25 protein-coding genes, 1 pseudogene and 1 riboswitch are annotated in these 26,119 nt (G+C 65.2%); of the genes and pseudogenes, 5 read left to right on the top strand and 21 right to left on the bottom strand.

What is annotated here, in order from left to right; genetic code table 11:
- Positions 1-718 precede the first annotated feature (718 nt).
- A complete protein-coding gene (locus ACVWZM_RS37810) occupies positions 719-1,729 on the bottom strand; it encodes a helix-turn-helix domain-containing protein (protein ID WP_456855871.1) in 1,011 nt (336 codons plus the stop codon).
- Between the two features lie 161 nt (positions 1,730-1,890).
- Here ACVWZM_RS37810 and ACVWZM_RS37805 point away from each other — a divergent pair, with 161 nt between their 5' ends.
- On the top strand, positions 1,891-3,036 hold the full coding sequence (locus ACVWZM_RS37805; protein WP_316396768.1) for an alkane 1-monooxygenase: 1,146 nt from the start codon (positions 1,891-1,893) through the stop codon (positions 3,034-3,036).
- 26 nt (positions 3,037-3,062) lie between these two features.
- Here the strand turns inward: ACVWZM_RS37805 and ACVWZM_RS37800 are convergent, their stop codons facing one another.
- Positions 3,063-3,695, bottom strand: a complete 633-nt coding sequence (locus ACVWZM_RS37800) for a class I SAM-dependent methyltransferase (protein WP_316396766.1) — start codon at positions 3,693-3,695, stop codon at positions 3,063-3,065.
- Between ACVWZM_RS37800 and ACVWZM_RS37795 the strand changes: the two genes are divergently transcribed.
- On the top strand, positions 3,669-3,929 hold the full coding sequence (locus tag ACVWZM_RS37795) for a hypothetical protein (RefSeq protein ID WP_316396765.1): 261 nt from the start codon (positions 3,669-3,671) through the stop codon (positions 3,927-3,929). The two genes, ACVWZM_RS37800 and ACVWZM_RS37795, sit on opposite strands and share 27 nt — an antisense overlap.
- Positions 3,930-4,050: 121 nt before the next feature.
- On the opposite strand, the gene ACVWZM_RS37790 is transcribed toward ACVWZM_RS37795, so the two are convergent.
- The 5 genes from ACVWZM_RS37790 to ACVWZM_RS37770 all read right to left on the bottom strand — a co-directional run bounded on the left by ACVWZM_RS37790 (position 4,051) and on the right by ACVWZM_RS37770 (position 7,261).
- Positions 4,051-4,422: an SANT/Myb-like DNA-binding domain-containing protein gene (locus tag ACVWZM_RS37790; protein ID WP_016846479.1), complete on the bottom strand. Its 372-nt coding sequence runs from the start codon at positions 4,420-4,422 to the stop codon at positions 4,051-4,053.
- 243 nt (positions 4,423-4,665) lie between these two features.
- Positions 4,666-4,959 carry a hypothetical protein gene (locus tag ACVWZM_RS37785; protein WP_456855870.1) on the bottom strand — a complete coding sequence of 98 codons (294 nt, stop codon included), beginning with the start codon at positions 4,957-4,959 and terminating at the stop codon, positions 4,666-4,668.
- A 210-nt stretch (positions 4,960-5,169) separates the two neighbouring features.
- Positions 5,170-5,757 carry a zinc-ribbon domain containing protein gene (locus tag ACVWZM_RS37780; RefSeq protein ID WP_206601531.1) on the bottom strand — a complete coding sequence of 196 codons (588 nt, stop codon included), beginning with the start codon at positions 5,755-5,757 and terminating at the stop codon, positions 5,170-5,172.
- A 58-nt stretch (positions 5,758-5,815) separates the two neighbouring features.
- On the bottom strand, positions 5,816-6,268 hold the full coding sequence (locus ACVWZM_RS37775; protein WP_076831284.1) for a MaoC/PaaZ C-terminal domain-containing protein: 453 nt from the start codon (positions 6,266-6,268) through the stop codon (positions 5,816-5,818).
- A 129-nt stretch (positions 6,269-6,397) separates the two neighbouring features.
- The gene (locus tag ACVWZM_RS37770) at positions 6,398-7,261 is read right to left on the bottom strand and encodes a bifunctional 5,10-methylenetetrahydrofolate dehydrogenase/5,10-methenyltetrahydrofolate cyclohydrolase (RefSeq protein WP_456855869.1); all 864 of its coding nucleotides are present in this window, start codon (positions 7,259-7,261) and stop codon (positions 6,398-6,400) included.
- A gap of 15 nt (positions 7,262-7,276) precedes the next feature.
- Positions 7,277-7,356: riboswitch (ZMP/ZTP riboswitch) on the bottom strand.
- A gap of 217 nt (positions 7,357-7,573) precedes the next feature.
- Between ACVWZM_RS37770 and ACVWZM_RS37765 the strand changes: the two genes are divergently transcribed.
- Positions 7,574-7,984, top strand: a complete 411-nt coding sequence (locus tag ACVWZM_RS37765) for a hypothetical protein (RefSeq protein WP_028339251.1) — start codon at positions 7,574-7,576, stop codon at positions 7,982-7,984.
- Between the two features lie 120 nt (positions 7,985-8,104).
- Here the strand turns inward: ACVWZM_RS37765 and ACVWZM_RS37760 are convergent, their stop codons facing one another.
- Positions 8,105-8,629 (bottom strand): hypothetical protein, encoded by a 525-nt coding sequence (locus ACVWZM_RS37760; RefSeq protein ID WP_063790055.1) that lies wholly within the window; start codon positions 8,627-8,629, stop codon positions 8,105-8,107.
- Positions 8,630-8,845: 216 nt separating this feature from the next.
- A complete protein-coding gene (locus tag ACVWZM_RS37755) occupies positions 8,846-9,580 on the bottom strand; it encodes a hypothetical protein (protein WP_456855868.1) in 735 nt (244 codons plus the stop codon).
- Between the two features lie 159 nt (positions 9,581-9,739).
- Between ACVWZM_RS37755 and ACVWZM_RS37750 the strand changes: the two genes are divergently transcribed.
- Positions 9,740-10,123, top strand: coding sequence for a VOC family protein (locus ACVWZM_RS37750; RefSeq protein WP_316396788.1), 384 nt, complete (start codon positions 9,740-9,742; stop codon positions 10,121-10,123).
- Between the two features lie 15 nt (positions 10,124-10,138).
- Here ACVWZM_RS37750 and ACVWZM_RS37745 read toward each other — a convergent pair whose 3' ends face one another.
- Positions 10,139-10,570 carry a hypothetical protein gene (locus ACVWZM_RS37745; protein WP_076831290.1) on the bottom strand — a complete coding sequence of 144 codons (432 nt, stop codon included), beginning with the start codon at positions 10,568-10,570 and terminating at the stop codon, positions 10,139-10,141.
- Between the two features lie 235 nt (positions 10,571-10,805).
- Here ACVWZM_RS37745 and ACVWZM_RS37740 point away from each other — a divergent pair, with 235 nt between their 5' ends.
- A complete protein-coding gene (locus ACVWZM_RS37740) occupies positions 10,806-11,156 on the top strand; it encodes a GrlR family regulatory protein (protein ID WP_057015832.1) in 351 nt (116 codons plus the stop codon).
- Positions 11,157-11,262: 106 nt separating this feature from the next.
- Here ACVWZM_RS37740 and ACVWZM_RS37735 read toward each other — a convergent pair whose 3' ends face one another.
- From ACVWZM_RS37735 to ACVWZM_RS37685, 11 genes and pseudogenes are all read right to left on the bottom strand, one after another.
- Complete coding sequence (locus tag ACVWZM_RS37735) at positions 11,263-13,944, bottom strand: PAS domain S-box protein (protein WP_310880518.1); 2,682 nt, start codon at positions 13,942-13,944, stop codon at positions 11,263-11,265.
- A 148-nt stretch (positions 13,945-14,092) separates the two neighbouring features.
- A complete protein-coding gene (locus tag ACVWZM_RS37730) occupies positions 14,093-15,064 on the bottom strand; it encodes a Bug family tripartite tricarboxylate transporter substrate binding protein (protein WP_456855867.1) in 972 nt (323 codons plus the stop codon).
- A gap of 186 nt (positions 15,065-15,250) precedes the next feature.
- Positions 15,251-16,158: pseudogene (locus tag ACVWZM_RS37725) on the bottom strand (DMT family transporter).
- A 272-nt stretch (positions 16,159-16,430) separates the two neighbouring features.
- Positions 16,431-17,231, bottom strand: a complete 801-nt coding sequence (locus ACVWZM_RS37720; protein ID WP_141340968.1) for an NUDIX hydrolase — start codon at positions 17,229-17,231, stop codon at positions 16,431-16,433.
- A gap of 2 nt (positions 17,232-17,233) precedes the next feature.
- Positions 17,234-18,190, bottom strand: a complete 957-nt coding sequence (locus ACVWZM_RS37715; protein ID WP_141340969.1) for a dihydrodipicolinate synthase family protein — start codon at positions 18,188-18,190, stop codon at positions 17,234-17,236.
- Positions 18,191-18,283: 93 nt separating this feature from the next.
- Entirely contained in the window at positions 18,284-19,165 is an 882-nt protein-coding gene (locus ACVWZM_RS37710) for an SDR family oxidoreductase (protein ID WP_456855866.1), read from the bottom strand.
- A gap of 137 nt (positions 19,166-19,302) precedes the next feature.
- A complete protein-coding gene (locus tag ACVWZM_RS37705; RefSeq protein ID WP_456855865.1) occupies positions 19,303-20,163 on the bottom strand; it encodes a MaoC/PaaZ C-terminal domain-containing protein in 861 nt (286 codons plus the stop codon).
- A 209-nt stretch (positions 20,164-20,372) separates the two neighbouring features.
- Positions 20,373-20,762 carry a Zn-ribbon domain-containing OB-fold protein gene (locus ACVWZM_RS37700; RefSeq protein WP_456855864.1) on the bottom strand — a complete coding sequence of 130 codons (390 nt, stop codon included), beginning with the start codon at positions 20,760-20,762 and terminating at the stop codon, positions 20,373-20,375.
- Complete coding sequence (locus ACVWZM_RS37695; RefSeq protein ID WP_456855863.1) at positions 20,762-21,919, bottom strand: thiolase domain-containing protein; 1,158 nt, start codon at positions 21,917-21,919, stop codon at positions 20,762-20,764. Before ACVWZM_RS37695 ends, ACVWZM_RS37700 begins: the two co-directional genes overlap by 1 nt.
- Positions 21,920-22,073: 154 nt before the next feature.
- A complete protein-coding gene (locus tag ACVWZM_RS37690) occupies positions 22,074-22,436 on the bottom strand; it encodes a hypothetical protein (protein WP_456855862.1) in 363 nt (120 codons plus the stop codon).
- A gap of 70 nt (positions 22,437-22,506) precedes the next feature.
- Positions 22,507-25,998 (bottom strand): indolepyruvate ferredoxin oxidoreductase family protein, encoded by a 3,492-nt coding sequence (locus ACVWZM_RS37685; protein WP_456855861.1) that lies wholly within the window; start codon positions 25,996-25,998, stop codon positions 22,507-22,509.
- Between the last annotated feature and the right edge of the window lie 121 nt (positions 25,999-26,119).

The raw sequence follows: 26,119 nt of genomic DNA, 5'->3' as shown, positions 1-26,119 counted from the left end.
ACTACTTCCAAAACCACCGCTCGTTCCTGCCGCCAATAGCACGAATAGGGATTACCTCCCGGCCAGGCTCGCCGAAAAACGATATCAGAATTGGAGTGATGGTATCGGCCGCCCTGCCGACGAGAGGGACGGTTAGCAAATCGGCAACTAGATCGGCGCAGGCTTCTCAGAGGGACGGGACCGTTGGGGACGCAGCACGGTCACGTTTCGGAGGAGCTGACGTGTAGGCCCTGGCGTCGGCTCCTCTCTTAGAAGCTTGTGTGAGTTCGGCAACAGCCGTCTCTCCGCGGATCTGCTAAGGAAATGACACTGGGAATTTCAGGGCCCTAGCGCTGGGAATGACAGGGCGCCGCCGGGACAAACCATTTCGGGCCCGGCGGCGTAGCTTTTAGGTCGGCGTCACAGTATCGATGCCGAGCGATCCGAGCACCGCGCGAGCTCGATCCGGCAGCCGATTGTTGCAGCGATCCTGCCACGAAACCATTTTCATCAGCGGACGAAACCGGGCGGAAACATTTGACCGGTACCACTTCTCCCAAACAATAATGGGGAAGTGTCATGATGGAAGCGACCATTGTCGCGCTGCTGCTCCTCAGCGCCGCTGTGTTTTTTGCGCACGCCTACGACGCCCTGCATACGCATTGACGGGATCGGCATCGCTTAAGTCTGCGTATCGTCCACCAGGGTCTGTGGGCTTGCGCGAGCCATCGACCGCGCCCTAATCCCGCCCGCCCTTCTCTCCGAACCACCGCCGGCACGCCCGGCTGAAGCTCGTCGCGTCGGTATAGCCGAGCGCGGCCGCCATTTGGTCGCGCGATTGGGTGCCTGCCGCGAGCATGATCCTCGCGCGCTCGCGTAGCACGCCGTCGAGCAGCGGGCGGAAGGCGCAGCCGGTCTCGGCGAGCCGCCGCACCAGCGTTCGCCGCGAAGTGCCGACGAGGCGCGCGGCCTCCTCCTCGGCGAGGCGCTGCGGCAGGCGCGCCGCGATCAGGCGCTCGACGATCCCCGCCAGCGCCGCGGTGTCGGGCTGCGGATTTTCGATCGCCTCGAGCGCTTCAATGGCCTTGGCGTGCAATTGCGGATCGGCAAACGGCGACGGCCGTGCGCCGAGCGCTTTCGGCACCTCGAAGATGAAGGCGGCGGCGTTGAACTTCACCGCGCAGGAATAATGCTCGAGCAGCCGCTCCGCGCCCGCAGGCGGCGACCAGGGAAATTGCAGTGTCGCCTCACCGATCGCATCCTCGAGCAGCTGCTCGTACACGGCGTGCACGTTGAGGCTGACCGCCAGCGCCACGGCGTGCCACAGCGCTTCGTCCATCGCGACGGCGGGAGAGATTTCGATCTGGATCGCGCGCGCTGTCTTGCGCAGCCGGTTGCGGACGAAGGGCGCGCGGGTCGACCCGAAGCGCGCGCCGGTCGCCAACGCATCCGCGATGGTCGGCGCCGTCCTGGTCGCGACATCGAGCGCGCCTTGCAGCGATGTCGACCACACCGCCGCGGCCGACAACGGCCACAGCTCGCCATGCCGGCGGGTGATGTTGGCCGCCAGCACCACCAGCGAGGATACCGGCATGTGAGCGCCGGGCTGGTCGAGCGCCTCGAGCCGAATTCCGGTGCCCTTCAGCAGCTCGTCGCGATCGCCTCGCGTCTGGCCAAATGCCCGCACCAGGGCCCGCGCATAGACCGCGGAGACCGGCGTGCGAAGGGCATCGGATTCCGATCCGTGCATGGCGTCGGCGACCTCCCCCTCGCGAACGTCCGGCCGAACAAGCTTGGCGCAAAATGCCACAAAATTGGCCTGTTGTGAACTGGCGGCGCAGGCCCGCCTGGCGGCATGCTTGGCCCAACAATGGCGAACGCCGCCTCGCAAGAGATGCTGGAGGGAATGCGATGATCTTCACGGGCACCAATGCTGCTGGCGAAACGATCACCTACCGGGACGGCAAACGCTATCTCTGGATGCTCTCGTTCATTCCGCCGCTGATCCCGCTGTTGTCCTACTGGCTGTTCCTGCGGACACACAATCCGCTGGTGACGCTGATCCCCTTCGTCTTCATCTTCATCCTGATCCCGTTGCTCGACGTCGTGTTCGGCGAAGACACCCACAATCCGCCGGCGGAAGTGGTCGCCGCGATGGAGGCCGATCCCTATTACCTGCGGCTCGCGCGCATCACCGTGGTATTTCCCTGGATCAACTACGTCGCGCTGATCGCCTTCTTCGGCACCCAGGATCTGCCGTGGTGGTCCTATGTCGCCTTGCTGCTCGGCGTCGGCACCATCAATGGCGGCGCGCTCCTGATCGGGCACGAGCTCGGCCACAAGCCTGACAGGCTCAACATCCTGTTCGGCATGCTCGCCAACTGCGCGGTCGGCTACGCGCATTTCCGCGTCGAGCACAATCGCGGCCATCACACCTGGGTCGCAACGCCCGAAGACCCCGCCAGCGCGCGCTTCGGTGAATCGATCTATGCGTTCGCAACGCGCGAGCTGCCGGGTGCGTTCAAGCGCGGCTGGCGCAACGAGGCCGAACGGCTGACCCGCCGCGGCGAGCCGGTCTGGTCGATCAACAACGAGATCCTGCAGGGCTTTGCGCTGACGCTCGTCGTCGCGGCCGTCCTGATCGCGCTGTTCGGCTGGAAGGTCGCGCCGTTCATCGTCGCGCACCATTTCCTCGGCTGGTACGCGCTGACCCAGGCCAATTATGTCGAGCACTACGGGCTGCTACGCGAGAAGCTGCCGAACGGCCGCTACCAGGCGGTCGAGCCGCGCCACTCATGGAATACCAACCACATCGTCTCGAACCTGATGACGTTCCACCTGCAACGTCACTCCGACCACCACGCCAACCCGATGCGCCCCTACCAGTCGCTGCGCGATTTCGACGACATCCCGCGGCTGCCGAACGGCTACACCGGCATGTTCGGGCTGGCGGCGATCCCGCCGCTCTGGTTCCGCGTGATGGACCCGAAGACCCTGGCCTGGGCCGGCGGCGACAAGAGCAAGCTGAACCTCCGCGATCGGCCCGCGAGCTCGTGATCGCGGCGATTGCCCGGCTACCGGTCCTACATCTGGGCCGATCGCCGCTTCATGGCGCCGATGCCGAGGAATGAGCCATTCACCGACGGATACTGGCTGGTGAATTCGAACGTATCGAAGCTTGGTGCTTCCAACTGCTTCAGCGCCTTCCAGAGCAGCGTGGTATCCGGACAGGCTTGGGAATGGATGTCATGATGCACGATGATGCGGGCGTGGGAACGCACCAGCAGATGATCCTGTAGCGCACCGCGCAGGCTGTGATCGCCGTCGATAAAGACGAAGTCGGGCTTCAGCCGGTCGACATGCGCACCGACCAGCGGCGAGGTCGAAAAATCCTGCATGTAGATCGGCTCGATAGCGGCCTGCTGCTGCAGCAGATCGAAATAAGTCGAGATAAAGGGCGTCGGCGCGATCGGATCGAGTGCAATCACGGTCTTGAGGTCGGCGCCGCTGTTCCTGAGCCACTCCGTAACCAGGATGAACATGCCGCCCCAGCGGCAGCCGATCTCCATGTATGAGGAGATGCCGGACGCATTGCGCGCAAGCCAGGCGAGATATGGCGCAAGCTGGTTCGGATATTGCCAGAGGTGGAGGCCCTTGCCGAAGTTCGGCGCCAGCTCCGGCGGCTGCTCATGAAGCAGTTCGTCATTGAGCCCCATTGCAGGGATAAATTCGCGTTCGAGGAAGTCCACGTCTGTACGCTGAGCCGGATTCAACCCGGCGATCGCATTGATCGCGTCACCGACGGTGACAGCGAGATCGGCGAAACGCTGGTATCGGTCGGCTTGGTATCGGTCGGTTTGGGCTGGCTGGGCGTTGAGCATCGGCGCAATCAGATCGGTGGGCTGAAGAGGACACAGAGAGGCCGCAGGTCGTCGCGACCCGATGATTGAACGGATGGGACATCCGTCTCGGGCGCGAAATCTTGCGTTCGCTCGCGAATAGTCCGCCTTCCCCCACCGGAAGAGCGAGCCGCTTCGGCATGGCGCGCCCGGCGTGCAGCCGGCATTCCCTTCAGCCGCTCGGAATCTTCCGCCGCACCGCCTCCACGCCGGCATCGGTCACGTTGTATCTGCGCCCCATCTCCGGGACGATCCAGCCCTTCTCGATCATTCCGGCAATGGTGCTCGGGCCGACGCCCGCGGGAAACGGACGGCGGTTGCGGATCGCGTCGATCGCGACCCGCTCGAGATGGGTGGCGACATGCGAGGGGCGCGCGCGAAACGCCTTTGCCATGATCAGGACCGACAGGACCTCGGCGCGCCGGCGCACGGCCGAAGCGCTGCGGGTCAGTTCGTTACTGATCTCGAGAGCGTTCTTGCCGGCCCTGGCGAGTTCTCTGAGCTTCTCGTCCTCGTCAGGGCTCCAGCGCCGCACGATCCCCATCTGCCCCTCACCGCCTGGATACCCATCTCAAACCGATGCATACGCAGGCGGCGCTGATTTGCCATGTGACTTTCGGCACCTCTTGATGCGACGTCGGGGCTGTCGCCATCAGGACGGCCGATCGCGGTGTCGCACGATGCAGCACAAAGAGCATGATCCGATTGAATCGGATCATGCTCTCAATCCCCTTGCTTGATGGCGTTTTGGTTGCGCGAACCGGTATTCACTTCGCGCTGGAACGCTTCAGTGCTTGCTGGGTTCAAGCGCGATGAGCACGCCGGTCGGCTCGGGCTCGTGCGGCCGAAGCGAGGTCAGCTCCGGATCACTCCACTCGGCGAGACTGACGACTTCGCCGGTCTGCCCCGGCATGTCGGTGGTCTGGGCCGGTTCAAGCACCTTGAGCCCGCTGGTGTCGACGAAGAATGTGTGCTCACCGAACACGCTGTTCAGTTGCGCCACGGCCGGGTGATCGTCCGGAAGCACCTGGGCATTCAGTTGCGTCATGGTCTGCTTGACTTGCGTGGAATTGAGTTTCATCCGCTGCTCCTTCTCGTTGGTTCCGGCCGCGATGGTTTCCTTGACAAGTTTCCTTGGCTGGTTCCTCCCCGCCCGCACCCCACATCGGGGGCTTCAAGGTCTCGAACCAATCAGGCAACGAAACGTTCCGCACGCGCGACGCATTGACCGCCTGCGCAGCGGTTCCCCGCGCATCAGATGTGAAGTGCGACCCTGAAGTCACGCCCATCGCTACGAGACGGGAGGCTTCTTCCTTGCGAGTCCTTCCAGATGCACGCGGCGTGCGGCGGATTTGCGCGCGCGCTCCCTGGTGCGGCAGGCCCGGCAGCGCACCGCCTTGGTGAACACGTCGCCCTTGGCGGTCTCGTACCACCATTTCTGCTGCAACGGCGTCCAGACCTCGGCAACACCGCAGTCCTTGCAGACGAAAGGCTCGGGTCGATAGGTTCCGCGCAGCACGAAGTCGGGGGTCGAATAGCTGTTCGAGGGCGCAAGCCGCGTCGTATCGACGGCAACCTCGTCGCGCGCCAGCGCAATCTTGTAGTCGCGAAGCCGTTGCCGTTCAGCGGCGCGTCGGGTCTGCATGCGGAGCCATTCCTCGGCCTTGCGCCGCCTGGCTTCGATCTCTCCGTTCGTCTGCTTGCTGCGTTTCACGGCGGCACATCCGTCTGGGTCGAATGCGTTCGGCGCATCGACGAAGCAAATACCGGGCAGCACGACCTCGTCGATGATGACGTCATTGATGCGCTGCCGTTCTGCCGCCGGCTTGTCATAATTGCCGCAACATTGCGCGACGACAAGGTCGCGTGCGGGGAACACGTAGAGGCGCTGACGGCCGTCCGAGGCGGATGACTTCGGGATGCCCCTCAGGCCGCGCCTATGCCGGCCCCTGCTCCGCCGGCCGCATGCGGATCAGCGCGTCGAGCACGAGGACAAGAACCGGGCGCTGCTCGTCGTTGACCAGCTCCGTCTTGAAGATCACGACAGCGTCGCGCCGCTCCGGCCTGATGGTGATCTTCTGGATCTGGGATTGGCCGGTGAGCGTGGCGCCGGGCCGAACTGGGCTCGGCAGGCGGATCTCGAAGCTCCGCCCGACGATCCCCGCCACCTTGGTCCAGATCGCCTCCACGACGAGCCGCTGATAGATCGCAATGGTGTTGAAGCCGCTTGCGATCAGTCCGCCGAACGGGCCTGCCGCAGCCGCGACGGGATCGGCATGGATTGGCACCGGATCATATTTGCCGGCGAACTCCAGGATCTCGGCCTCGCCGATCGTGTAGCTGCCAAGCTTGAACGTCTGGCCCTCGGTGAGATCTTCCGCATACAGCATCGCGCGCCTCCATCTGTCGCGCGACGATAGACGAATGGTGCGGGCTTTCCATTACCCCGGACGTCATGAACTTCGCGCGCGATACGCGAGCGACACCCGCCGCTCGCATATCGCCACGGGCATCCCGCGCTATTGCAGCCGGGCCGCCCTCGCCTTTGCGGCCTTCAGCGTGTTCTCCATCAGGCAGGCGATCGTCATCGGGCCGACGCCGCGCGGCACCGGCGTGATGGCGCCGGCGACCTGCACCGCCTCGTCGAACGAGACGTCGCCGCACACCGCGTAGCCGCCGTCCGGCTTCTCGACGCGCGTGGTGCCGACGTCGATGACGATGGCCTGGGGCTTGATCCAGTCGCCGCGCACGAGGCCGGCCTTGCCCACCGCACTCACCAGGATGTCGGCCTCGCGGCAGATCCTGCCGATGCCGCGGGTGTGGATATGGGTCTGCGTCACGGTCGCGTGCTCCTGCAGCAGCAACGCGGCCATCGGCTTGCCGACGATGTTGGAGCTGCCGATCACCACGGCATGGGCGCCGGTGAGGTCTGATCGGACCGACTTGATCAGCCGGAGACAGCCGAGCGGCGTGCACGGCACCAGCGCGTCATCGCCGTGAAACAGCCGGCCGGCGTTCAGGGCGTGCAGGCCGTCGACATCCTTGGCGGGATAGACCGCCGCCATCACGCGCAAGGCGTCGATATGCGCCGGCAACGGCAGCTGCACCAGGATGCCGTCGATATCGTCGCGCGCATTGAGCGCCTCTACTCCGGCAAGCAGATCGGACTCGCTGGCATCATCCGGCAGGCGTGCGACCTCGCCGCGCAGGCCGAGCCGCTCGGCCATCCTGACCTTGCTCTGCACATAGATCTGGCTCGCCGGGTCGCAACCGACCAGCACGACCGCAAGCCCCGGCGCGCGGGGCAGCCGGTCGAGTTCGCCAGCAATCTTGTCGATGACAATTTGGGCATGTGCATGCCCATCGAGAATGTTCGCCGTCATGGCACCTCCGTTTCGAAGCGGTGCCCAGGCGCGCGGCGTTCAGTCTCTGCGCTCCCCGATGGTGGTCCATCCAAGCGCCAGTCGCGCAGATGGCGTGGTCATAGCCGCCCCGCCGGGTAAAGGCAATTCACGCTCTCCCGCGGGTCGAACGGCGACGAATTGCCCTCACTTTTGCCGGTGGATCGGTGCCGGGCGGGTCACCTCTGGGGGTAGGATTCGGGCAAGACTTGCGTTAAGTCTCGGCGCTTGCCGGGCTTTTCCGATCCCCGGCGCCATCCTTCCGGTCATCACGCCATTTCGGACATTTTCGACATGAGACATATCATCCTCGCGCTGGCGCTCTTCTGCCCGGCTGCCGCGCTTGCCCAGGGCACCACGCCGGCCCCCGCCGACGCAGACAAGCCGGCGGCGGCGACCTCGCAGCCGATGGTCGGCGACAAGCCGCTGGTCCAGGTCGGCAAGAAGTCGGCCGCCAAGAAGGGCGAGAAGCCTGCCGCGCCCGGCAAGCCTCAATCGGTCGCTCAGAAGCTTCAGGCCTGTCAGGACATCGACGACGCCACCAAGGAGCGGCTGATCTGCTACGACGAGATTTTCAAGCCGCAGCCGAAGCCGAAGGCTGCCCCGGCCAAGGGCGTCAACGATTGCCGCTTCGTGAAGGAAGAGGACGAGCGGCTGACCTGCTACAACGGCTTCGCGGACAAGATTCCGCGCCTGCCGCGCTAAAGGTAGCGAGCGCCGCTCGGACGCCGTCCCGGATCCGGCCACCCGCCTGATCGCGGACATGAAAAAGCCGCCGCAAGTGTTTGCGGCGGCGGATTGATTGCCGGCTGCGGCAGCCCTTTCTTACCAGGTGCCGAAGCCGCCGAAGAAGCCCATGCGCTGCTGCTGCGCGACGCGGTAGGGCTGATACATGCCGGGCTGTGCCAGCCGCATCGGCTGCTGGGGATGGGCATGGTAGCGCGCGACCTTGCGCTTCTTCGGCGCCTGAGGCTGGGCCTGCGCCGGTTGTTCAGCCGATTTTGCCTCAGCCGCGACCTTCTGCGCATCAGCCTTCTCCGGCGGAATGAACTGGGCGAACGTATTGCGGACGCGGGCTTGCGCCGACGCATCGCCCGTAGCCGACGGGATAGCCGCGGCGACCGCGTTGACCTGCGCCGGAACAATGGTCGGCAAATTGGTGTCGTAGACCACCCGCTCGGGCAATTTCTGGGTCGACTTGATGCGCACCATGGTCTTGTCGACGCCCGGCGACGACAATCCCTGGTTCTGGCCGGCGACCACGGCCTCCTGCGGCACGATGGCATTGACGACGAAGAGCAGCGCGAGCAGCACTCCACCAACGAACAGGAAATAACGCGCCACAGGCATTTTGGTAGCTCCCCCCCGCGCAGCAGGGCGCGGTTCATCTCGGCGCGACGACATCAGTCATCGCGCGGGCGATTTCATCGTCTGCGCATGATCACCCGGACGCTGTCCGCGCTCCCGGGTCGTTCGCTAACGGCTGGTTTATTAGTTAGTTCCTGTCCGGCCGTTACGGTTCACCCGACAAGTCAATTCGCGGTCACTTTTTCGAGATGCCGGGAATTAGAGGCGGCTCGCCGTCACGACCGAACATTTCGCCTTGTTTGCGTTCACGTTGACGAACCCGACCAACATTTGCGAGTAAGTCTTGCGGCTCTTCATGGCGATGGTGTCGGAGATCAGCCGCTTGCGCTCGGTCAGCGGCCGACCGTCCCGGCGGATGAAGGCGCAGGCGATCTCGATATCCTTGACGGCGAAATCATTGGCATTGCGCAGCGTCAGGGTGACCAGCGCCTTCGAACCTAGCCCGCCGCGCCGCCACGATTGCGAGGCGATCCGCAGCTTATCCAGCGGCGACCTTTCAGCGCCGGGCCCGGACGGCTTGGCCTCCTCTGCCCCCTGTGGAGCGATGGCCACACCGACGGTGGTCGGCTCGTCCGCCGGTGCGGCAAGCGCATCCCTGGTCTGATTTGTGATTTGGGCTGGTTGCTCGCCGGTCGGGGCATTCTGCGCGGTGCGGATCATGGACGACACCGGCCAGACGTCCTGGTCCCCGGCGTCGCTCGGCTCGGGGAGCATGAACCATGCGGCGATCCCGGCGAGCGCAATCAGCGGCAGCAGCAGGCTGGCGTAGAAGCCCCCTTCACCGAGACGTCCGGCGGCCAACCTCCGAAACGACGCCAAGCCGATCCGCATCGTCGTGCCCTCACCCTGGCAGCCTGATCGGGCCGCCCCCACACAGAGAGGAAGCCGCACCGCGCGGCTTCCGGGACGGCCGCAGGTCGAGCGGCCACGCAAAAACAATCGCTGACGGCCGCAATGGTTTCATTCCCGGACGACAATCTTGGGCAGGCATAACGAGGGATGGTATCCCAGCGAACCGCTCGCTAGATTTGCGCCGCCCGAGAGCGAGTGCCGCGCACCGAACAGCGGCACGACAACAACAAGGAGATCGCGATGCCTGTCGTCACCTGGGACCACGTCCACCTGCGCAGTCCCGATCCCGAGGCCACCGCGACCTGGCTGCGCGACATTCTCGGCGGCGAGATCATCCGCGGCCCCGGCCGCATCGACGTCCAGCTCGGCGGCGCCAAGGTGTTCATTGCGGAGGTGACCCAGGGCGACGGCGTCAACGCCGCGCCGGTGACGCCCTATCAGGGGCTCGACCATTTCGGGCTCACGGTGAAGGACATCGACGCGGTCGCGGCCGAGATCAAGGCCAAGGGCGTCGAATTCTCCAAGGAGCCAACCACGATCCGTCCGGGCGTGCGGATCTGCTTCATCCGCGGCCCGCAGGGCATCTCGATCGAACTGCTCGAGCGCGACCAAAAATACGTCTGAGCCACGCGTGCGGCGCTAAGTCATGCTGCCAGGCATGAAGCAGCGGATCGTCACGCCCATGTAGCTGGGAATCGGCCAGACCATGGCGCGACCGACCCGGTTGGGCTCGGTGACCACGGCCTCGTCGGGGACATCGATCCACGCCCCGTCGAGGCGCACACGATAGTGCCCGTCCTTGGATTCCCAGTCGACATCGCTGACCGCTGTGCCGTCGGCATCCGAACAGCACGGCCCTTTGCCGCTGCGCAGGCCGTCGAACCACTCCTTCAGCGGCGAATTGGCGTAGCGGCCGTCGGGATCGCGCGCCTGCGCGATTCGCATGGCCGCGACCAACACCAGCGTTATCAGCACGAGGGATGCGATCATGTGGCCCGCATAACGGGCCGAAGTTCCATTGAGCCTGCGGGGGCGTGCCCAATGGCCGCCGGATTCAATCCAGTCAGACATGTGTTTGCTCCAGCACTCACCGGCCAGTGCAACCAGAGCTATGCATTTCGCGGGCCACTTTGATTCGCGCGTACGGTCCGCTGTCATTGCGCCGTCACACTGCCTGGCAGGAACCGAGGGTCACCCGAACGCGGGACACCCGGGAATCAACCTGCCGCATTGCACGAGGTTGCTCGCTTTGGCATAAAAAACCAACTGGCTTGCCGTGAGCGTGGCGGCCAGCAATCGGGACGTCATGAAGAATGGACTTTACTCAATTCACGTCACCCTGCTGGACGGTCGCGTCGGCAAGGGCAGCGGCGTCATTCTCTTCCGCGATGGCCAGATACTGGGCGGCGACGCCTATCTTTACTACACCGGCAGCTACACGGTGAAGGGCGATGCCTTCAAGGGCGAAATCCTTGTGCAACGCCACACGACGCCGCGCGACACCGACAACCCGCTGTTCGGCGGGCCCGCGCCCGTCGGCATCGGCGTCTCCGGCACCTTCACCGACACCCGCGGCACCATGAGCGGGACCGCGCTGGTCGGCAAGGCGAGCCTGATCTTCGGCGCCACGCTGCACAAGCTCGCGGATATCAATTAGCGGTTTGAAACTCGCTGCTAGATCCGTCACCCCCGCGCAAGGGCTTCGCCTTTGCGCGGGGATGACGGATCGAGAGCAAACGCGTGGTTGGCCACTACGCTTCGCGCTACTCCGCGGCCTGCTCCAGCGGCGCGACGCGCGGCAGGATCATCTGGATGCGTGTGCCGTTGCCCGGCGCGGAATCCAGCGAGAGCCGGCCGCCGAGCCGCGTGGTGACGATGCTGTAGACGATGTGCAGGCCGAGCCCGGTGCCGCCCTGATCGCGCCGCGTCGTGAAGAACGGATCGAAGGCGCGGCGGCGCACGTCGAGGCTCATGCCGCAGCCATTGTCGGCGAAGATCACCTCGACATTGTCGCCGCCGGCGGCGTGGACCTGGATCTCGACCTCGCCGGCCTTGCCGTCCGGGAACGCATGCGCGACCGCGTTGAGGAACAGATTGGTCAGCACCTGGCCATACGGTCCCGGATAGGAATTCATGATCAGGTTCGGCTCACAATCGACATTGAGCGTCAGATTGTGCTTGCGCAGGCCGGGCCTCAGACTCATCACCACCTGCTCGGTGAGATCGCCGAGGTCGAAGGTGCGCTGGTCCGAATAGTTGCGGTCGGCGGCGACCTGCTTGAACGACTGGATCAGCTCCGCGGCGCGGTTGAGATTGGCGACGAGTTGCGATGAGGCATCGCGCGCCGTGTTCAGGAAATCGTTGAGGCTGGAGCGGCGCAGGTCGCCGCGCTCGACCTGGGTGGCGAAATTCGCGGTCTTGCGCTCCAGCGCGGACGCCACCGTCAGGCTGATGCCGACGGGATTGTTGACCTCATGGGCGACGCCGGCCACCAGGCGGCCGAGCGCGGCGAGCTTTTCGGCCTCGATCAGCGAATTCTGGGTTTCCCGCAGATTACGCAACGCGGCCTCCGCGGAATCCCTCGCCTTGCGCATCTCCTGCTCGGAGCGCTTGCGCTCGCCGATGTCGAGCGCGACCGTGACGATGTTCTCGATATCGCCTTGCGCGTCGAGGATCGGCAGCTTGTTGACCAGCCATTGCCGCATGTTGCCGGCGACGTCCTTGTACTCCTCTTCATAGAAGCCGAGCTCGCGCCGCGCCGACAGAACGCGCTTGTCGTTCTCATCGGTCTTCGCCGCGCCATAGCGCGACATCAGCTCGCCGGTGGTCTGGCCGATCGCGTCCTGCGGCTCGATGCCGAAGATTCCCGCCATGTAGCGGTTCATCAGCACGTAGCGCAGGTCGCGGTCCTTGACGTTGATGACGGCGGGCACGGTGTCGATGACCATCTGCAACAGCCGACGGCCTTCGGCGATCGCGTCTTCGGCGCGCTTCTGGTCGGTGATGTCGCGCACCGTGCCCTCGTAGCGGATCACTTCGCCCTCGTCGTTGCGGACGACGGTCGCCGAATCGGACAGCCATAGCACGGTGCCGTCGCTCGCGCGCACCTGGTACTCGTAGTCGCGCACCGTGCCGTCGCGCTGCATCAGCTGCTGGTACTGCTCGCGCGCCGCCGGATCCACGTAGACGGTGGTGGCGATGTCGTCGATGCCCTTGATCAGGTCCTGCGGCGCGGCATAGCCCATCATCCGCGCCAGCGCCGGATTGGCGTTGAGCAGCGCGCCGCCCGGCGTCGTGACGTAGATGCCCTCGACCGACGCCTCGAACAGCTTGTGGTAGCTCTCCTCGGCGAGCCGCTGCTCGGCGAGCGCGCGCAGCGCCGCCTCGCGCGCGCTGTCGGCGTCGACCAGGGTCTGGCGGAACACTTCGGCGGCGCGCGCGATATCGCCGATCTCGTTGTCGAGGTCGGCGCCGGGAATGAACGCGCTCTTCTCGCCGCCGGCGACCTTGCGGATCGAGCCCGCGATCCTGGCGAGCGGGCGGACGGTGCGGCGAACCACCAACACCGACGCGAACAGGCCGATCAGCACACCCGCCGTGCCGAGCACGATGCTCTGCCATTTTGCTTCGGCCAGCGTCCGGGCAAAATCGCGCGACAGCACGTGGCCGCGGCGAGAGCTGAGCTCGCGGAGCAGCTCGGTGACCTTCTGGATCAACCGGCCTTCGGCGCCGAGCACCTCCTTGTCGATGTCGGCGATCTGGCCCTCGCGCACCGAGACCGCGATGATCGCCTCGGCATAATTGTCGACGGCGCCGCGCAGCGCGGGATCGGAGATGGTCATCGCCCGCATGCTCTGCGCGGCCTGCTCGGCAGCGGACGTGTTGTGCGCCAGCAATGCGGTGGCAATCCGGCTCTGGGATTGCGACAGCGCATTGGCCAGCGCCGCATCGTTGCTCGCGGCGACCGCCTTGTCGAAGGCGTCGCGCAGCGGCGGCAGCCCGGCGACCAGCTCGGCGCGGCGGCTGAGCAGCGCCGAGATGCGCTCGATGCCGTTGCGATAGGTCGCCAGCCGTTGGGTGACGCCGTCGATCATGTCCTGCTGCTCGGGCGCCAGCTTGATGCGGGTCTTTTTCAGGATCTCGCTCAGCGACTGGGCCGCCTCCGCGACCTGGACCGACTGGCTGCCCGGCTCGGTGACGAAATCGCGCGCCGCGAGCCGCAGCTCGTTCATGCGGCGGTCGATATCCTCGGCGATGTCGCCGACACTCTGCAGCCGCTGCAGCTCGGCGAAGGTCGTATCGATGTGGCGGATCGCGATCACGCTGGCGGTGGATGTGATGATGATCACAGCCAGGACCAGCAGGAAGCTGCCGAACGTGAGCTGGCCAATGGAGAGGGAGAACGCACGCGGCGCTTGCGAATTCGGCGGCAATTCAGCGGTCATGTCATCAAGGCCGGGGTCCAATGCGCCTTAATATACGGGAAATTACGGGCTTTGGGGAAACATGCTGCACGGCCCAACCCGCCGGAGGTGTGACCGGCGTCACCCCGGGCGGGTGCCGGTGACCGATTCCGGCACAGGGCGGCGGGGCTCAGTCCGGTGGGATGCCGGCCTCCTTGACCACCCTGGCCCAGAGCGCAACGTCCGCCTTGATGATATCGGCGAACTGCCTCAGCGGCGCGCTACGGGCGTCGCAACCGGCGACATCTAGCTTCTTCCGCACCTCAGCGGAGGCCAGCGCCGTCTCCAGCGCGGCGCTGATGCGTTCGACCACCGGCTGCGGCGTGCCTGCCGGCACCACGAAGCCGAACCATGGCGTCACCTGCGCTTCGGCAAAGCCCTGCTCGGCCATGGTCGGCACGTCGGGGAAATGCTTCGAGCGGCCGTCGCTGATCGCCCCGATGATCCGGATGCTGCCGGACTGCACCTGGGCCAGCGCCTGGTTGGCCGACAGGAAGCTCGAGGTGATCAGGCCGCTCGCGATATCGGGCACCATCTGCGGATAGCCGCGATAGCCGATCGCGGTGACGTCGATGCCGGCGAGCCGCTTGAACAGCTCGAAGCCGAGATGGCCGGTCGAGCCCTTGCCGGGATGGCTGTAGTTCAGCGTGCCCGGCTTGGCCTTGGCCAGCGCGACATAGTCGGCGACGGTCTTCACCGGCAGCGAGGTCGACACGATGAAGAAGTTCGGGGCGAGACAGATCTGCCCGACCGGCACGAAGTCCCTGACCGGATCCCAGCGCAGCTGCGTGTTCAGTGCCGGGCTTGCGGTGAAGAAGGTCGTCACCAATAGCCATGTGTAGCCGTCGGGAGCGGCGCGTGCGACCTCCTCGGCCGCGATCGAGCCATTGGCGCCGGATTTAGCCTCGACGACGATCGTCCCCTTCCACTGCTCCTGCATGTCCTGCGCCATGATGCGCGCGAACACGTCGGCCACGCTGCCCGGTGCGTAGGGAATGACGATGCGGATCGGCCGGTTCGGGAAGTCCTGCGCGCGCACCGTGCCGGCCATCGCCAGCAACGCCATGCATGCACCGGCAATGAGGCTGATCCGCCGCAACATCGTCCCGTTTCCCGCCCTGCGATCTCGTTGCGGGCAGCATGCAGGCATTGGCCGGCGGCAGCAAGGCGCCGGTTTCAGCGGGCGAAACTTCAGGCGGCGCGATCTTGCGCGCAGGAATCGTCATCGCGGCGATGACGTCAGGCCGTGGCGATCCTTCGCCCGGGAATCGTCATCGCGGCGATGACGTCAGGCTGTGGCGATCCTTCGTGCGGGAATCGTCATCGCGGCGACGCCGATCACAACGCAGGCGAGGCCGATCCACGCCGTCGGGCTCAGCCGTTCGCCCAGCACCGTGACGCTGAGCGCCACCCCGATCGGCACCCGCAAGTAAGCTTGCGCGGTGGTGCCGACCGAGCCGAGGGTCTGGATCAGGCGGAAGTAGATCACGAACGCGATCGCGGTCGAGAACACGGCAAGCGCCAGCAATGCGGTGAGCGATGTCGTCGACGGCGAAAGCGTCCAGGGCCGCTCGACGACAAGGCTGAGCGGAACGAGGATCGCGGCGCCCGCGAGCAGCGAACCCGCCGCCGGCGCCATCGGATCGAGCTCCTTGAAGCCGCGGCTGAAGATCGCGGCACAGGCGTAGCAGATGGTGGCGGCGACGATTGCGACCTCGGCCACGATCGCCTGCCCGAGATCGCGGAACGCATCGACGCCGACGATCAGGCAGATGCCGGCCATGCCTGATATCACCCCGAACAGCTTGCGCGGGCTCGCCCCCTCATGGCGGGTGATCGCGGCGGTGAACAGGAAGGTGAAGATCGGCGAGGCCGAATTGAGGATGGTGGCGAGCCCGGCATCGACGAAGCGCTCGCCCCAGGCGATCAGCGTCCACGGGATCACGCTGTTGAGGCAGGCCTGAAAGATGAAGCGGCGCCAGGTCGCGCGATCGGCCGGCATCGATACGCCGCGCATCCGCATGATGACGAGCAGCAGCAGCCCCGCGATCGTGGTGCGCGCCGCGATAGCGTGATCGGCGGGATGGTCGCGACACCAAGCTTGATGAAGGTATAGGAGCCGCCCCACAGGGTGGCGAGCGCGAGCAGCAAGGCGAGCTCGAAGGCCATGCTCGGCTGTCGTGGGGCGGTGGTCATTGGCGGGATTCCGTCTCGATGGTTGAGACGGAAGCTACATCGCTGCGAGGTGATGATATTTCGATATAAGCCGAAATGTGGAGAAGCGACTCTCCTTCCCCGTCGTCCCGGCGAAGGCCGGGACCCATTACCACAGGGTTGTGTTGTTGGAAAAAGCTGCAGCCTCGGCGTCGCGCAGCAATGCAGTTCGGTGGTTATGGGTCCCGGCCTTCGCCGGGACGACATAGCGCTGCCTGTGAGTCACGCACTCGACGTCTCTCAGAACGACGGACCTACCCCAGCGCCCCGACGTCGAACACCTCGCCATCGTACCCCGCTTCCTTGGGGATGCGGAGCTGGCGGCCGGTGGCGGTCTTGGTCATCACGGGCATTACGGCGACAATCGACTTGCCCTTGCTGTCGGCGAGCGCGGCGCCGACGTTCGGCTGCTTGCCGAGCCTGATCAAATTGCGCGTGGTCGGGAACGGCAGCTTGAAGCGGCCGCTCTCGCCGCCCTCCAGCGCCTCGCGCGTCGACACCCAGATCGAGTCGGTCGATTCCTTGCCGTCATGGGCGCCGAGCTGCTCGGGCGGCGCGGCGGCCAGGAAGAACCAGGTGTCGAAGCGCTTCGGCATGCCCTCCGGCGTGATCCAGTGCGCATACGGCACGAGTGCATCGAGCGCGAGCACCATGCCGTTGTCGGTCAGCACCTTGAGGAAGCTGATCTTGCCTTCGTTCAGCGCCGTGCGATGCGCGGTCGCGATCTCGTTCGCGCGCTTCGCATCGACCAGGTCTTTCGAGCCTACCGGCCGCGCCAGCAGGATGCCGCTCTCCTCGAAGGTCTCGCGGATCGCCGCGATGCGGAAGCCGAGCGCGTCGCCGTCGAGCCCTTCGCCGCCGGAATAGAGCGCGGGATCGGCGGCGATCTCCTTGTCGTTCTTGTCGACGCTGCCGCCCGGAAACACCAGCGCACCCGAGTTGAACTCGATCTGGTGATGGCGGACCATCATGAAGACTTCGATTTCGCCCGATGAGCTGCCGTCACGCAGCAGCAGCACGGTCGACGCAAGGCGCGGGGCAACGATCTCGGTCATGATTAGCCTGCTGCACTGGATTGCGGTTGCAGATTGGCGCGGCGGTCGACGCGCGCCACGCGGGACAAGAGATAGTCGACCTCCGCCCTCGCCTGCGGCGTGATGACAGCACCGGGCTTGCGCTGGGCACTGGAGGAAATGATGCCGCGCTTCTGCAGCACGTATTTGCGCACGGTCAGGCCGACGCCGGGCTGCTGCTCATAGCGGATCAGCGGCAGATGCGCGTCGAACAGATCATGCGCGGCATCACGCTTGCCGGCCTTGGACAGGTTGACGACATCGATCAGCAGCTCGGGGAAGGCATAGCCGGTCATCGCACCGTCGGCGCCGCGCTCCATCTCGAAATCGAGGAAAAGGCCGCCATTGCCGACCAGGATCGACAGCGGCCGCAGCGAGCCGTCCTTCTGGAAGTTGCGCAAGGTCGAAATCTTCTCCAGGCCCGGCCAGTCCTCGTGCTTGAGCATCACGCAGGACGGCGAATCCATCACGATCTTGCGGATCACGGCCGGCGTGAACACGACGGTCAGCGTCAGCGGATAGTCCTGCAGCACCCAGGGAATATCGTCGCCGATCGCTTCCTGCGCCTGCTTGAAATAGCCGATGATCTGGTCGTCGGTACGCAGATGCGGCGGCGGCGCGATCATGACGCCGGCGGCGCCCGCATCCATCGACTTCTTCGCCAGCGAGCGCATCGTGGCAAAGCCCGGCGCCGAGACACCGACGATGACCTGGAGCTTCTTGGCGCGCTTGACGAAGCGCAGCGCGACCTGCTCGGCCTCCGCGGCGTCGAGCTTCGGCGCCTCGCCCAGGATGCCGAGCACGGTGACGCCGTCGCAGCCGACCTCGGTGTAGAAATCGGTCAGCCGGTCGATCGATGCCTCGTCGATGCGGCCGTCGTCGTGGAACGGGGTCGGCGCGATCGCAAAGGTTCCTGCGGCCTGGGCGGTGAGTTTGGTCATGGGTGCCTCGTTTGTTTCGCCCTCTATACAGCGTCATTTCCCGATGCGCCATTGCGCATCGGGAAGCCGTCCCGCGGTCGCGGGTGCCAATCCTTACTTGAACCGCCGCGCCGACTTCTTGATCTCCTCCTCGGAGAAGAAGATCTCCTTGGCGTGGGTGACGATGTCCTCCGCCTTCCATCCCGTGAACGGCGGCGTCCAGCCCTCCATTTCCATCATCCGCATCTCGCGGACGCCGCGCGGGCCGGAGACGCCAAGCACCTTGCCCGTCTGGTCGCCGGACAGGTCGCTGACCATATAGAGCACGGCCGGCGCGATGCCGTCCGGGCCGAGCGCCGCACCCGGGTTCTCTTTGTAACGCGGCAGGTCCGCGGTCATGCGGGTCAGCGCGCCCGGCGCCAGGGTCCAGATCCGGATGTTGTACTTGCGGCCCTCAATCGCCAGCACGTTGGACAGGCCCCAGATGCCGCCCTTGGCGGCGCCGTAGTTGGTCTGGCCGAAATTGCCGATCAGGCCCGAGGTCGAGGACGTGTTGACGATGACGCCGCCGCCATTGTCACGCATCCATTTGAACACCGGCTGGGTGCAGCAGAAGGTGCCCTTCAGATGCACCTTCATCACCTTGTCCCAGTTCGCTTCCTTGGCCTTGTGGAAGGTCTCGTCGAGCAAGATGCCGGCATTGTTGACCAGGATGTCGGCGCGGCCGAAATGCTTGATGGCGTCGTCGAACACCGACTGGCCGCCGGCCAAGGTCGAGATGTCGGCACCGTTGGCGACGGCGCGGCCGCCCTCGGCCTTGATCGCGTCGACCACCTTGTCGGCCATCGACTTGTCGGAGCCCGAGCCGTCGCGCGGGCCGCCGAGATCGTTGACCACCACGGCCGCGCCCTCGCGCGCAAACAGCTTCGCATAGGCTTCACCAAGCCCGCCGCCGGCGCCCGTGATCAGCGCCACCTTGCCGTCGAGTAATCTCATGGTTGTTTTCTCCGTTTTGTTCTTGATTGCCGTCATTCCGGGGCGCGCGCAGCGCGAACCCGGAATCTCGAGATTCCCCGGTGCGCAATTGCGCACCTGCGGTCTGGTCCTTCGGACCATCCCGGAATGACGGAAAGCTACGCCAGCACCGTCTTGCCGCTCTTGATCACGGTGACGCCGCGCGACTTCACCTTGGCCTCGAACGACACCACATTGCCGTCCTTCCACAGCTCCATGGTCACGGTCTCACCGGGGAACACCGGCGAGGAGAACCGCGCCACGTGCTGCTTGAAGGCGGACGGATCGTAGTCGGCATAGGTCTGCAGCACGCCGCGGCAGGTGATGCCGTAGGTGCACATGCCGTGCAGGATCGGCCGCGGGAAGCCGGCCTTCCTGGCGAACTCCGGATCGGAATGCAGCGGGTTGCGGTCACCGCACAGCCGATAGACCAGCGCCTGGTCCGGCCGCGTCGTGATGTCGACGACCTTGTCCGGCGCGCGCTCCGGCACCTTGTGCGGCTCGGGCTGGCCGTCGGACGGGCCGCCGAAGCCGCCATCGCCGCGGGCGAAGCGCGAGGCGACCAGCGTGGCGAGCTTGTCGCCCTTCTCGTCCTTCAGCACGGTCTGGTGGCGGATCACCGCGCCCTTGTCCTTGCCCTTGTCGAACACGTCGAGCACGGTCGAGTCGGCCGTGATGTGCGCGGCGGTCGCGAACGGCTTGTGGAAGGTGATGTCGCGCTCGCCGTCGACCACCATGACGCGGTTGAGATTCATCTCGCCGGGACCGGCGCCCCAGGCCGCGACCGAGGCGAACGTCGGCACCACCTTGAGCGGGCGCGGCGTCAGCACGCCCTCATTGACGAAGGCGAGCTCGTTCTCGTCCATCGGATCGGCAGCCAGGCCGATACCATAGGCATAGAGCATCACGTCGCGGTCGGCGTAGCTGTATTTTTGGCCGAGATTCTTCAGGGCCATCAGCTGTTCGTACACGATCGGCATTGTTGTTTTCTCCCCGAATGTATTCTTAACGGCACGGTGCCCATTACTGCGCCCTCTCCCCTTGTGGGAGAGGGCAGCACCGGCAGTCGTCTCAAACTCGTTTCGGTGAGGGGTTCGCGCCACAGAGAGATTTTCTACGCGGAGAGAGACCCCTCACCCGCCTTCGCTTTCAGCGAAGGCACCATCTCCCACAAGGGGAGAGGGTAAAATCAGGCCGGCGTGAAGAACGGCAGCGGGGCGCCGTCGGTCGGCTTCCACACCACCTTCACCTTTTGGCCGATCTTCACCTTCTCCAGATCGCAATCGACGATGTTGGTCTGCAGCGACGGACCTTCCTTCAGCGTCACATAGGCGATCGCATAGGGACCGGTCGGCGACTTCCGCATCAGGCTGTAGGTGTAGACCGTGGCCTCGCCGCTCGACTCTTCCCACACCGTCTTGTCCGAGAAGCAGAACGGGCAGATCGCGCGCGGGAAGTAATGCGCCTCGCCGCAGGTGTTGCAGCGCTTGATCATGAACTTGCCCGCCTTCGCCGCCTCCCAGAACGGCGCGGTCTCCGCGTTGGTCACCGGGGCATTGTACTTCTTCGCTTCAGACATCACGCACGCTCCAGAATGCAGGTTGAGGCGGCGTGGCGAACGCCGAGCAGACCGCCGGTGCCGTGGGCGATCGCGAGGTCGCAGTTCTTCACCTGCACCTTCGGGTGCGCCTCGCCGCGCAACTGGCGCACAGCCTCGAGGATTTTCGTCATACCGCCGCGATTGACGGGATGGTTGCTGCACAAGCCGCCGCCATCGGTGTTGAACGGCAGCTTGCCGACGCCCGAGATCAGATTGCCGTCGGCGACGAACTTGCCGCCCTCGCCCTTCTTGCAGAAGCCGAGATCCTCGAGCTGCATCAGCACCGTGATGGTGAAGCTGTCATAGATCGAGGCGTATTTGATGTCCTTCGGCGTCACGCCCGCCTCCTCGAAGGCACGCGGACCGGACCACACGCCGGCGGAGTAGGTCAGATCGAGATCCTTGCCGCCGCGCGGGCCCTTCATCGCCTCGCCATGGCCGATCAGACGCACCAGCGGCTTCTTCAGGCTCTTGGCGATCTCGCGCGTCGTGACGATCATCGCGCCGCCGCCGTCGGTGACGACGCAGCAATCCATGCGATGCAGCGGATCGGAGATCATCGGCGAGTTCAGCACGTCCTCGACGGTGACGACCTCCTTCAGCATCGCATTCGGATTGTATTGCGCGTGATGCGAGGCGGCGACCTTGATCCAGGCGAGCTGTTCGGAGGTGGTGCCGTAGTCGTGCATATGGCGCATGGCACACATGCCATAGGCATTGTGCGTGGTAGCCCCGTAGGCGGATTCGAAATCGGCCTCGGCGCCCGACGCGCGCGGCGGCATCGGGCCGGTGCGCGGTTTGCCCGCCAGCGTGACCAGCGCGACCGAGCATTTGCCCGCGGCGATCGCCTCGGCGGCGTGGCCGAGATGGATCAGATAGGAACAGCCACCGGTCTCGGTGGAGTCGACATGACGCAGCTTCTTGGTGTTGAGGCCGAGATAATCGACCATCGGCCACAGCCCGCCCGGCGCGTCGCCGGCGCAGAAATAGCCGTCGATGTCGTCCTTGGTGAGCCCGGCATCCTCGATCGCGCCCTTGGCGACCTCGGCGTGCAGCTGTGCTGTTGATTTATCGGGTGCGTGCCGGGTGGGATGTTCGTAGATCCCGGCAATGTAGGCCTTGCCCTTGATGGTCAAATCGCTCTCCGCTGGCGTTTCTTCGCTCGAGCGTTTTTCTGAACCGACGACGCGACCTTGGCAAGCGCGGAAATATTCCGTCAGGCGAGACTGCGGGTAAAGAGCAAGGGTGGGTTAGCTGAAGGCGTAACCCACCCTTGCGTGTGCCGCCAAGCTAGTGATGCTTTTCGAGAACGATCACCGGGCCACGCGACGTGCATGACCACTTCGATGCGGCATAGCAGTAGTCCGCCGGATATTCGCTGAGATGAAGGCGATCCACGTTGGGTTTCGCCAGACGATGCTTCACTTCATCCTTCCAGAACGCAAAGCGATCGTCCGCCGCTAACCACCGCAGCGGAAGACCCACGTCGGCAACTACGATGGTCGAACCATCACGCAAAAGCCGAACAATCTCTGCGTCGCCTATGGGCTCAATGCGGACCGCGTTCACCGGCCCGCTGCTGTCCCAAAGTTCTGTGAGTGGCGTCTGCGTGACGATTCTCCGACCGGTGTCCATGCCCAAGCCGTTACCCATCGATGCACCCGCGTGCGGACGAGATGGTGGGTTACGCTTCGCTAACCCACCCTACACAGTTACTGCCGCCCTACTCCGCCGCCATCTGCCGCGGCGCGGACGGCGGGTTGGCGAGGTCGGCGGCGAGTTGCGCGTAGCGAACCTTCGCCTCCTTGATCGCCTTGTCCTTCACCGGACCGTAGCCGCGGATGCGATCGGGCAGCGCCAGCAATTCGACCGCGATGTCGTGATTGAGCGGCGACAGCAGGCCGAGCACGGTCGCGACATCCTTCTCGTAGCCCGCGATCAGATCGCGCTCCAGCTTGCGGTCGGGGTTGTAGCCGAAGATGTCGAGCGGCGTGCCGCGCAGAAAGCGGAATCTCGCCAGCACCCTGAAGGCTGACATCATCCACGAACCGAAGGCGCGCTTTTTCGGCCGGCCCTGCGCGTCGAGGCCGCCGCCGAGGATCGGCGGCGCCAGATTGAAGTTGAACTTGAACTCGCCCTCAAACTGATCGCGCAGCTGCTTCTCGAAACGGCCGTCGGTGAACAGCCGCGCCACCTCATACTCGTCCTTGTAGGCGAGCAGCTTTGCGTAGTTGATCGCGACCGCGCGCGGCAGCGCCTCGCCGTAGCCGCCCTTGGTGGCGGTCTCGCGAACCTGGTCGAGCAGCTTGCGGTAGCGTTTTGCCAGACGTGCATTCTGGTAGTCGGTCAGGAACGCCATGCGATGGGTGATGATCTCATCCAGCGACATCGCATCCAGCGATTTCGGTGGCGCGATTTCGTCGTCGCCCTTCATCATGCCGCTCAGCCGTGCCGGATCGGCGGCGGCCAGGCGCCCGAGCTGGAACGCCTGGGTGTTCATCTTGATCGAGACGCCGTTGACTTCGATCGCCTGCAGAATCGCCTCCGCCGACAGCGGCAGCAACCCGCGCTGATAGGCAAAGCCCATCATCATGATGTTGGTGGCGATGGAGTCACCGAGCAGCGCTTCGGCCGGCTTGGTGAAGTCGAAGAAGGCGGAGTCCTTGCGCAGCTCGGTCTCCAGCACGCTGTTGACCTTGCGGCTCTGGAAGTTGAAGTCGCGGTTCAGGATAAAGTCCGCGGTCGGGATCACGTGGCTGTTGATGATGCCGACGGTGCGGCTCGCATCGCACAGCGTGATGGTGTCCTTCGACGCCGCCACGACCTCGTCGGCCGCAAGCACCAGATCGGCCGTTCCGGTCACGATGCGCGAGCAGGTCACGTCGGCGGTGTGCTCGGAGAGCCGGACGTGGCTCAGCACCGCGCCGCCCTTTTGCGCGAGACCTGACATGTCGAGGATCATCGAGGCCTTGCCCTCGATATGGGCGGCCATGCCGAGCAGCGCGCCGATCGTCAGCACGCCGGTGCCGCCGACGCCGCCGACCGCGATGTTGTAGGGCCGGTCGAGCGCGGGCTTGGAGGCCGGCTCCGGCAGATTATCGATGCTGCCGAGCTCGGGCGGCGCGCGCCGCCTGAGCTTGCCGCCGTCGACCGTGACGAAGGACGGGCAAAAGCCCTTCACGCAGGAATAATCCTTGTTGCAGGTCGACTGGTTGATGGTGCGCTTGCGCCCGAGCTCCGTCTCCAGCGGCTCGACCGAGATGCAGTTCGACTGCACCGAGCAGTCGCCGCAGCCTTCGCAGACCGCGGGATTGATCAGCACGCGGCGCTGCGGATCCTCCATCAGGCCGCGCTTGCGGCGACGGCGCTTTTCGGCGGCACAGGTCTGCACGAACACGATCGCCGACGTGCCCTTGGTGTCGCGGCACATCTTCTGGACGTTCTCGAGCTCGTCGCGGTGATACAGCTTGACGCCGGGCGCGATGGTGTCGGCCGGATAGGCGTCCGGATTCTCCGAGACCAGATAGATCTCGCGGATGCCTTCGGCATGGAGCTGGAAGGTGATCTGCTGCGGCGAGAGATCGCCGTCGTGGCGCTGGCCGCCGGTCATGGCGACCGCGTCGTTGTAGAGGATCTTGTAGGTGATGTTGGCCTTGGAAGCGATCGACTGGCGGATCGCGAGAATGCCGGAGTGGAAATAGGTGCCGTCGCCGAGATTGGCGAAGATGTGGTTCTCGTTGGTGAACGGCGCGATGCCGACCCACGGCACGCCCTCGCCGCCCATATGGGTGAAGGTCTCGGTTGACCGGTTCATCCACAGTGCCATGAAGTGGCAGCCGATGCCTGCCAGCGCGCGGCTGCCTTCCGGCACCTTGGTCGAGGTGTTGTGCGGGCAGCCCGAGCAGAAATACGGCGTGCGGCTGACAGGCGCGGTCGCCTGCATCTGCGTCGACTGACGGCCGTTGAACCAGTCGGCCTTGGCGCGCAGCATCTCGGCGATTTCAGGATTGAGATTAAGTCGAAGCAGCCGTTCGGTGAGCGAGCTCGCAAGCGAGGCCACGCTGAGCTCGGCGGCGAAGGTCAGGAAGCGCTTGTCGTGATCGTCCATCTTGCCGACGATGCGCGGACGCACGTCGTCGCGCCAGTTGAACAGCTCCTGCTTGACCTGGTTCTCGACGATCTCGCGGCGCTCCTCGACAATGAAGATCTCCTCGAGGCCGACGGCGAAGTTGCGCACGCCTTCCGGCTCCAGCGGCCAGGGCATGCCGATCTTGTAGAGGCGGATGCCGATCTTGGCGGCGATCTCGGGCGTGATGCCGAGCTCGCGCAACGCCTGGCGGATGTCCTCGTAGCTCTTGCCCGAGGCCATGATGCCGTAGCGCGCGTTCGGCGAATCCATCGTGATGCGGTTGACCTTGTTGGCGCGGGCGAAGGCGATCGCGGCAAAGCCCTTGTAGTCCTGCAACCGGCGGTCCTGCTCGAAGCGGTCGTCGGGCCAGCGGATGTTGAGGCCGCCCGGCGGCAATTCGAAATCGGTCGGGATCACGAACGGCGTCATCTCGTCGGTGAGGTCGATCTCGGCGGTCGTCTCGACCGTCTCGGTGATCACCTTCATGCCGACCCAGCAGCCAGAGTAGCGCGACATCGCGATACCCAGGAGGCCCATCTCGATCATTTCGTGGATGCTGGAGGGGTAGAGGTAGGGCATCAGCGCGGAGATGAAGGCGTGGTCGGACTGATGCGGGACGGTGGAGGATTTCGCGCCATGGTCGTCGCCGGCAAGGCAGAGTACGCCGCCATGCTTGGCGGAGCCGGCCGCATTGCCGTGGCGGAACACGTCGCCGCAGCGGTCGACGCCGGGGCCCTTGCCGTACCAGATGCCGACCGCGCCATCATATTTGGCGCCCGGCGACAGGACGAGCTGCTGCGAGCCCCAGATCGCGGTGGCCGCGAGGTCCTCGTTGACGCCGGGCTGGAATTTGATGTTGTACTGCTCGAGATGCTTGCGGGCGGCGAACAGCTGCTGGTCGTAGCCGCCGAGGGGGGAACCGCGATAGCCGGAGATGAAGCCTGCCGTGTTGAGGCCCGCGGCGCGGTCGCGCCTGATCTGCGCCATCGGCAGGCGGACCAGCGCCTGGATGCCGGTCATGAAGACGTGGCCGGTGTCCTGGGTGTATTTCTGGTCGAGGCTGATAGGCCCTTGGTTGATTCCCATTTAGCCCTCTTTTCGCTGGTCGCGACGACTGCTTTTAGCTAGTCATCCGAGCTTGTTAGAACCAGTCTATGTCGGATTTTCCGGCCCGCGCAGCACAATTCTGGGCGACCAGGCCCGTCGC

The organism is Bradyrhizobium sp. USDA 4501, from assembly GCF_054062115.1.
This window is presented reverse-complemented; position numbering and strand designations above follow the sequence as displayed.

Excerpts from the sequence above, each read along its gene's own strand:
- ACVWZM_RS37750 (WP_316396788.1), top strand. The coding sequence starts at position 9,740 with ATGCCTGTCGTCACCTGGGACCACGTCCACCTGCGCAGTCCCGATCCC.
- ACVWZM_RS37720 (WP_141340968.1), bottom strand. The coding sequence starts at position 17,231 with ATGACCGAGATCGTTGCCCCGCGCCTTGCGTCGACCGTGCTGCTGCTG.
- ACVWZM_RS37800 (WP_316396766.1), bottom strand. The coding sequence starts at position 3,695 with ATGGGGCTCAATGACGAACTGCTTCATGAGCAGCCGCCGGAGCTGGCG.
- ACVWZM_RS37700 (WP_456855864.1), bottom strand. The coding sequence starts at position 20,762 with ATGTCTGAAGCGAAGAAGTACAATGCCCCGGTGACCAACGCGGAGACC.
- ACVWZM_RS37730 (WP_456855867.1), bottom strand. The coding sequence starts at position 15,064 with ATGTTGCGGCGGATCAGCCTCATTGCCGGTGCATGCATGGCGTTGCTG.
- ACVWZM_RS37765 (WP_028339251.1), top strand. The coding sequence starts at position 7,574 with ATGAGACATATCATCCTCGCGCTGGCGCTCTTCTGCCCGGCTGCCGCG.
- ACVWZM_RS37790 (WP_016846479.1), bottom strand. The coding sequence starts at position 4,422 with ATGGGGATCGTGCGGCGCTGGAGCCCTGACGAGGACGAGAAGCTCAGA.
- ACVWZM_RS37795 (WP_316396765.1), top strand. The coding sequence starts at position 3,669 with ATGAAGCAGTTCGTCATTGAGCCCCATTGCAGGGATAAATTCGCGTTC.
- ACVWZM_RS37810 (WP_456855871.1), bottom strand. The coding sequence starts at position 1,729 with ATGCACGGATCGGAATCCGATGCCCTTCGCACGCCGGTCTCCGCGGTC.
- ACVWZM_RS37775 (WP_076831284.1), bottom strand. The coding sequence starts at position 6,268 with ATGCTGTATGCGGAAGATCTCACCGAGGGCCAGACGTTCAAGCTTGGC.
- ACVWZM_RS37745 (WP_076831290.1), bottom strand. The coding sequence starts at position 10,570 with ATGTCTGACTGGATTGAATCCGGCGGCCATTGGGCACGCCCCCGCAGG.
- ACVWZM_RS37735 (WP_310880518.1), bottom strand. The coding sequence starts at position 13,944 with ATGACCGCTGAATTGCCGCCGAATTCGCAAGCGCCGCGTGCGTTCTCC.
- ACVWZM_RS37770 (WP_456855869.1), bottom strand. The coding sequence starts at position 7,261 with ATGACGGCGAACATTCTCGATGGGCATGCACATGCCCAAATTGTCATC.
- ACVWZM_RS37785 (WP_456855870.1), bottom strand. The coding sequence starts at position 4,959 with ATGAAACTCAATTCCACGCAAGTCAAGCAGACCATGACGCAACTGAAT.
- ACVWZM_RS37740 (WP_057015832.1), top strand. The coding sequence starts at position 10,806 with ATGAAGAATGGACTTTACTCAATTCACGTCACCCTGCTGGACGGTCGC.
- ACVWZM_RS37760 (WP_063790055.1), bottom strand. The coding sequence starts at position 8,629 with ATGCCTGTGGCGCGTTATTTCCTGTTCGTTGGTGGAGTGCTGCTCGCG.
- ACVWZM_RS37710 (WP_456855866.1), bottom strand. The coding sequence starts at position 19,165 with ATGAGATTACTCGACGGCAAGGTGGCGCTGATCACGGGCGCCGGCGGC.
- ACVWZM_RS37685 (WP_456855861.1), bottom strand. The coding sequence starts at position 25,998 with ATGGGAATCAACCAAGGGCCTATCAGCCTCGACCAGAAATACACCCAG.
- ACVWZM_RS37705 (WP_456855865.1), bottom strand. The coding sequence starts at position 20,163 with ATGCCGATCGTGTACGAACAGCTGATGGCCCTGAAGAATCTCGGCCAA.
- ACVWZM_RS37805 (WP_316396768.1), top strand. The coding sequence starts at position 1,891 with ATGATCTTCACGGGCACCAATGCTGCTGGCGAAACGATCACCTACCGG.
- ACVWZM_RS37690 (WP_456855862.1), bottom strand. The coding sequence starts at position 22,436 with ATGGGTAACGGCTTGGGCATGGACACCGGTCGGAGAATCGTCACGCAG.
- ACVWZM_RS37715 (WP_141340969.1), bottom strand. The coding sequence starts at position 18,190 with ATGACCAAACTCACCGCCCAGGCCGCAGGAACCTTTGCGATCGCGCCG.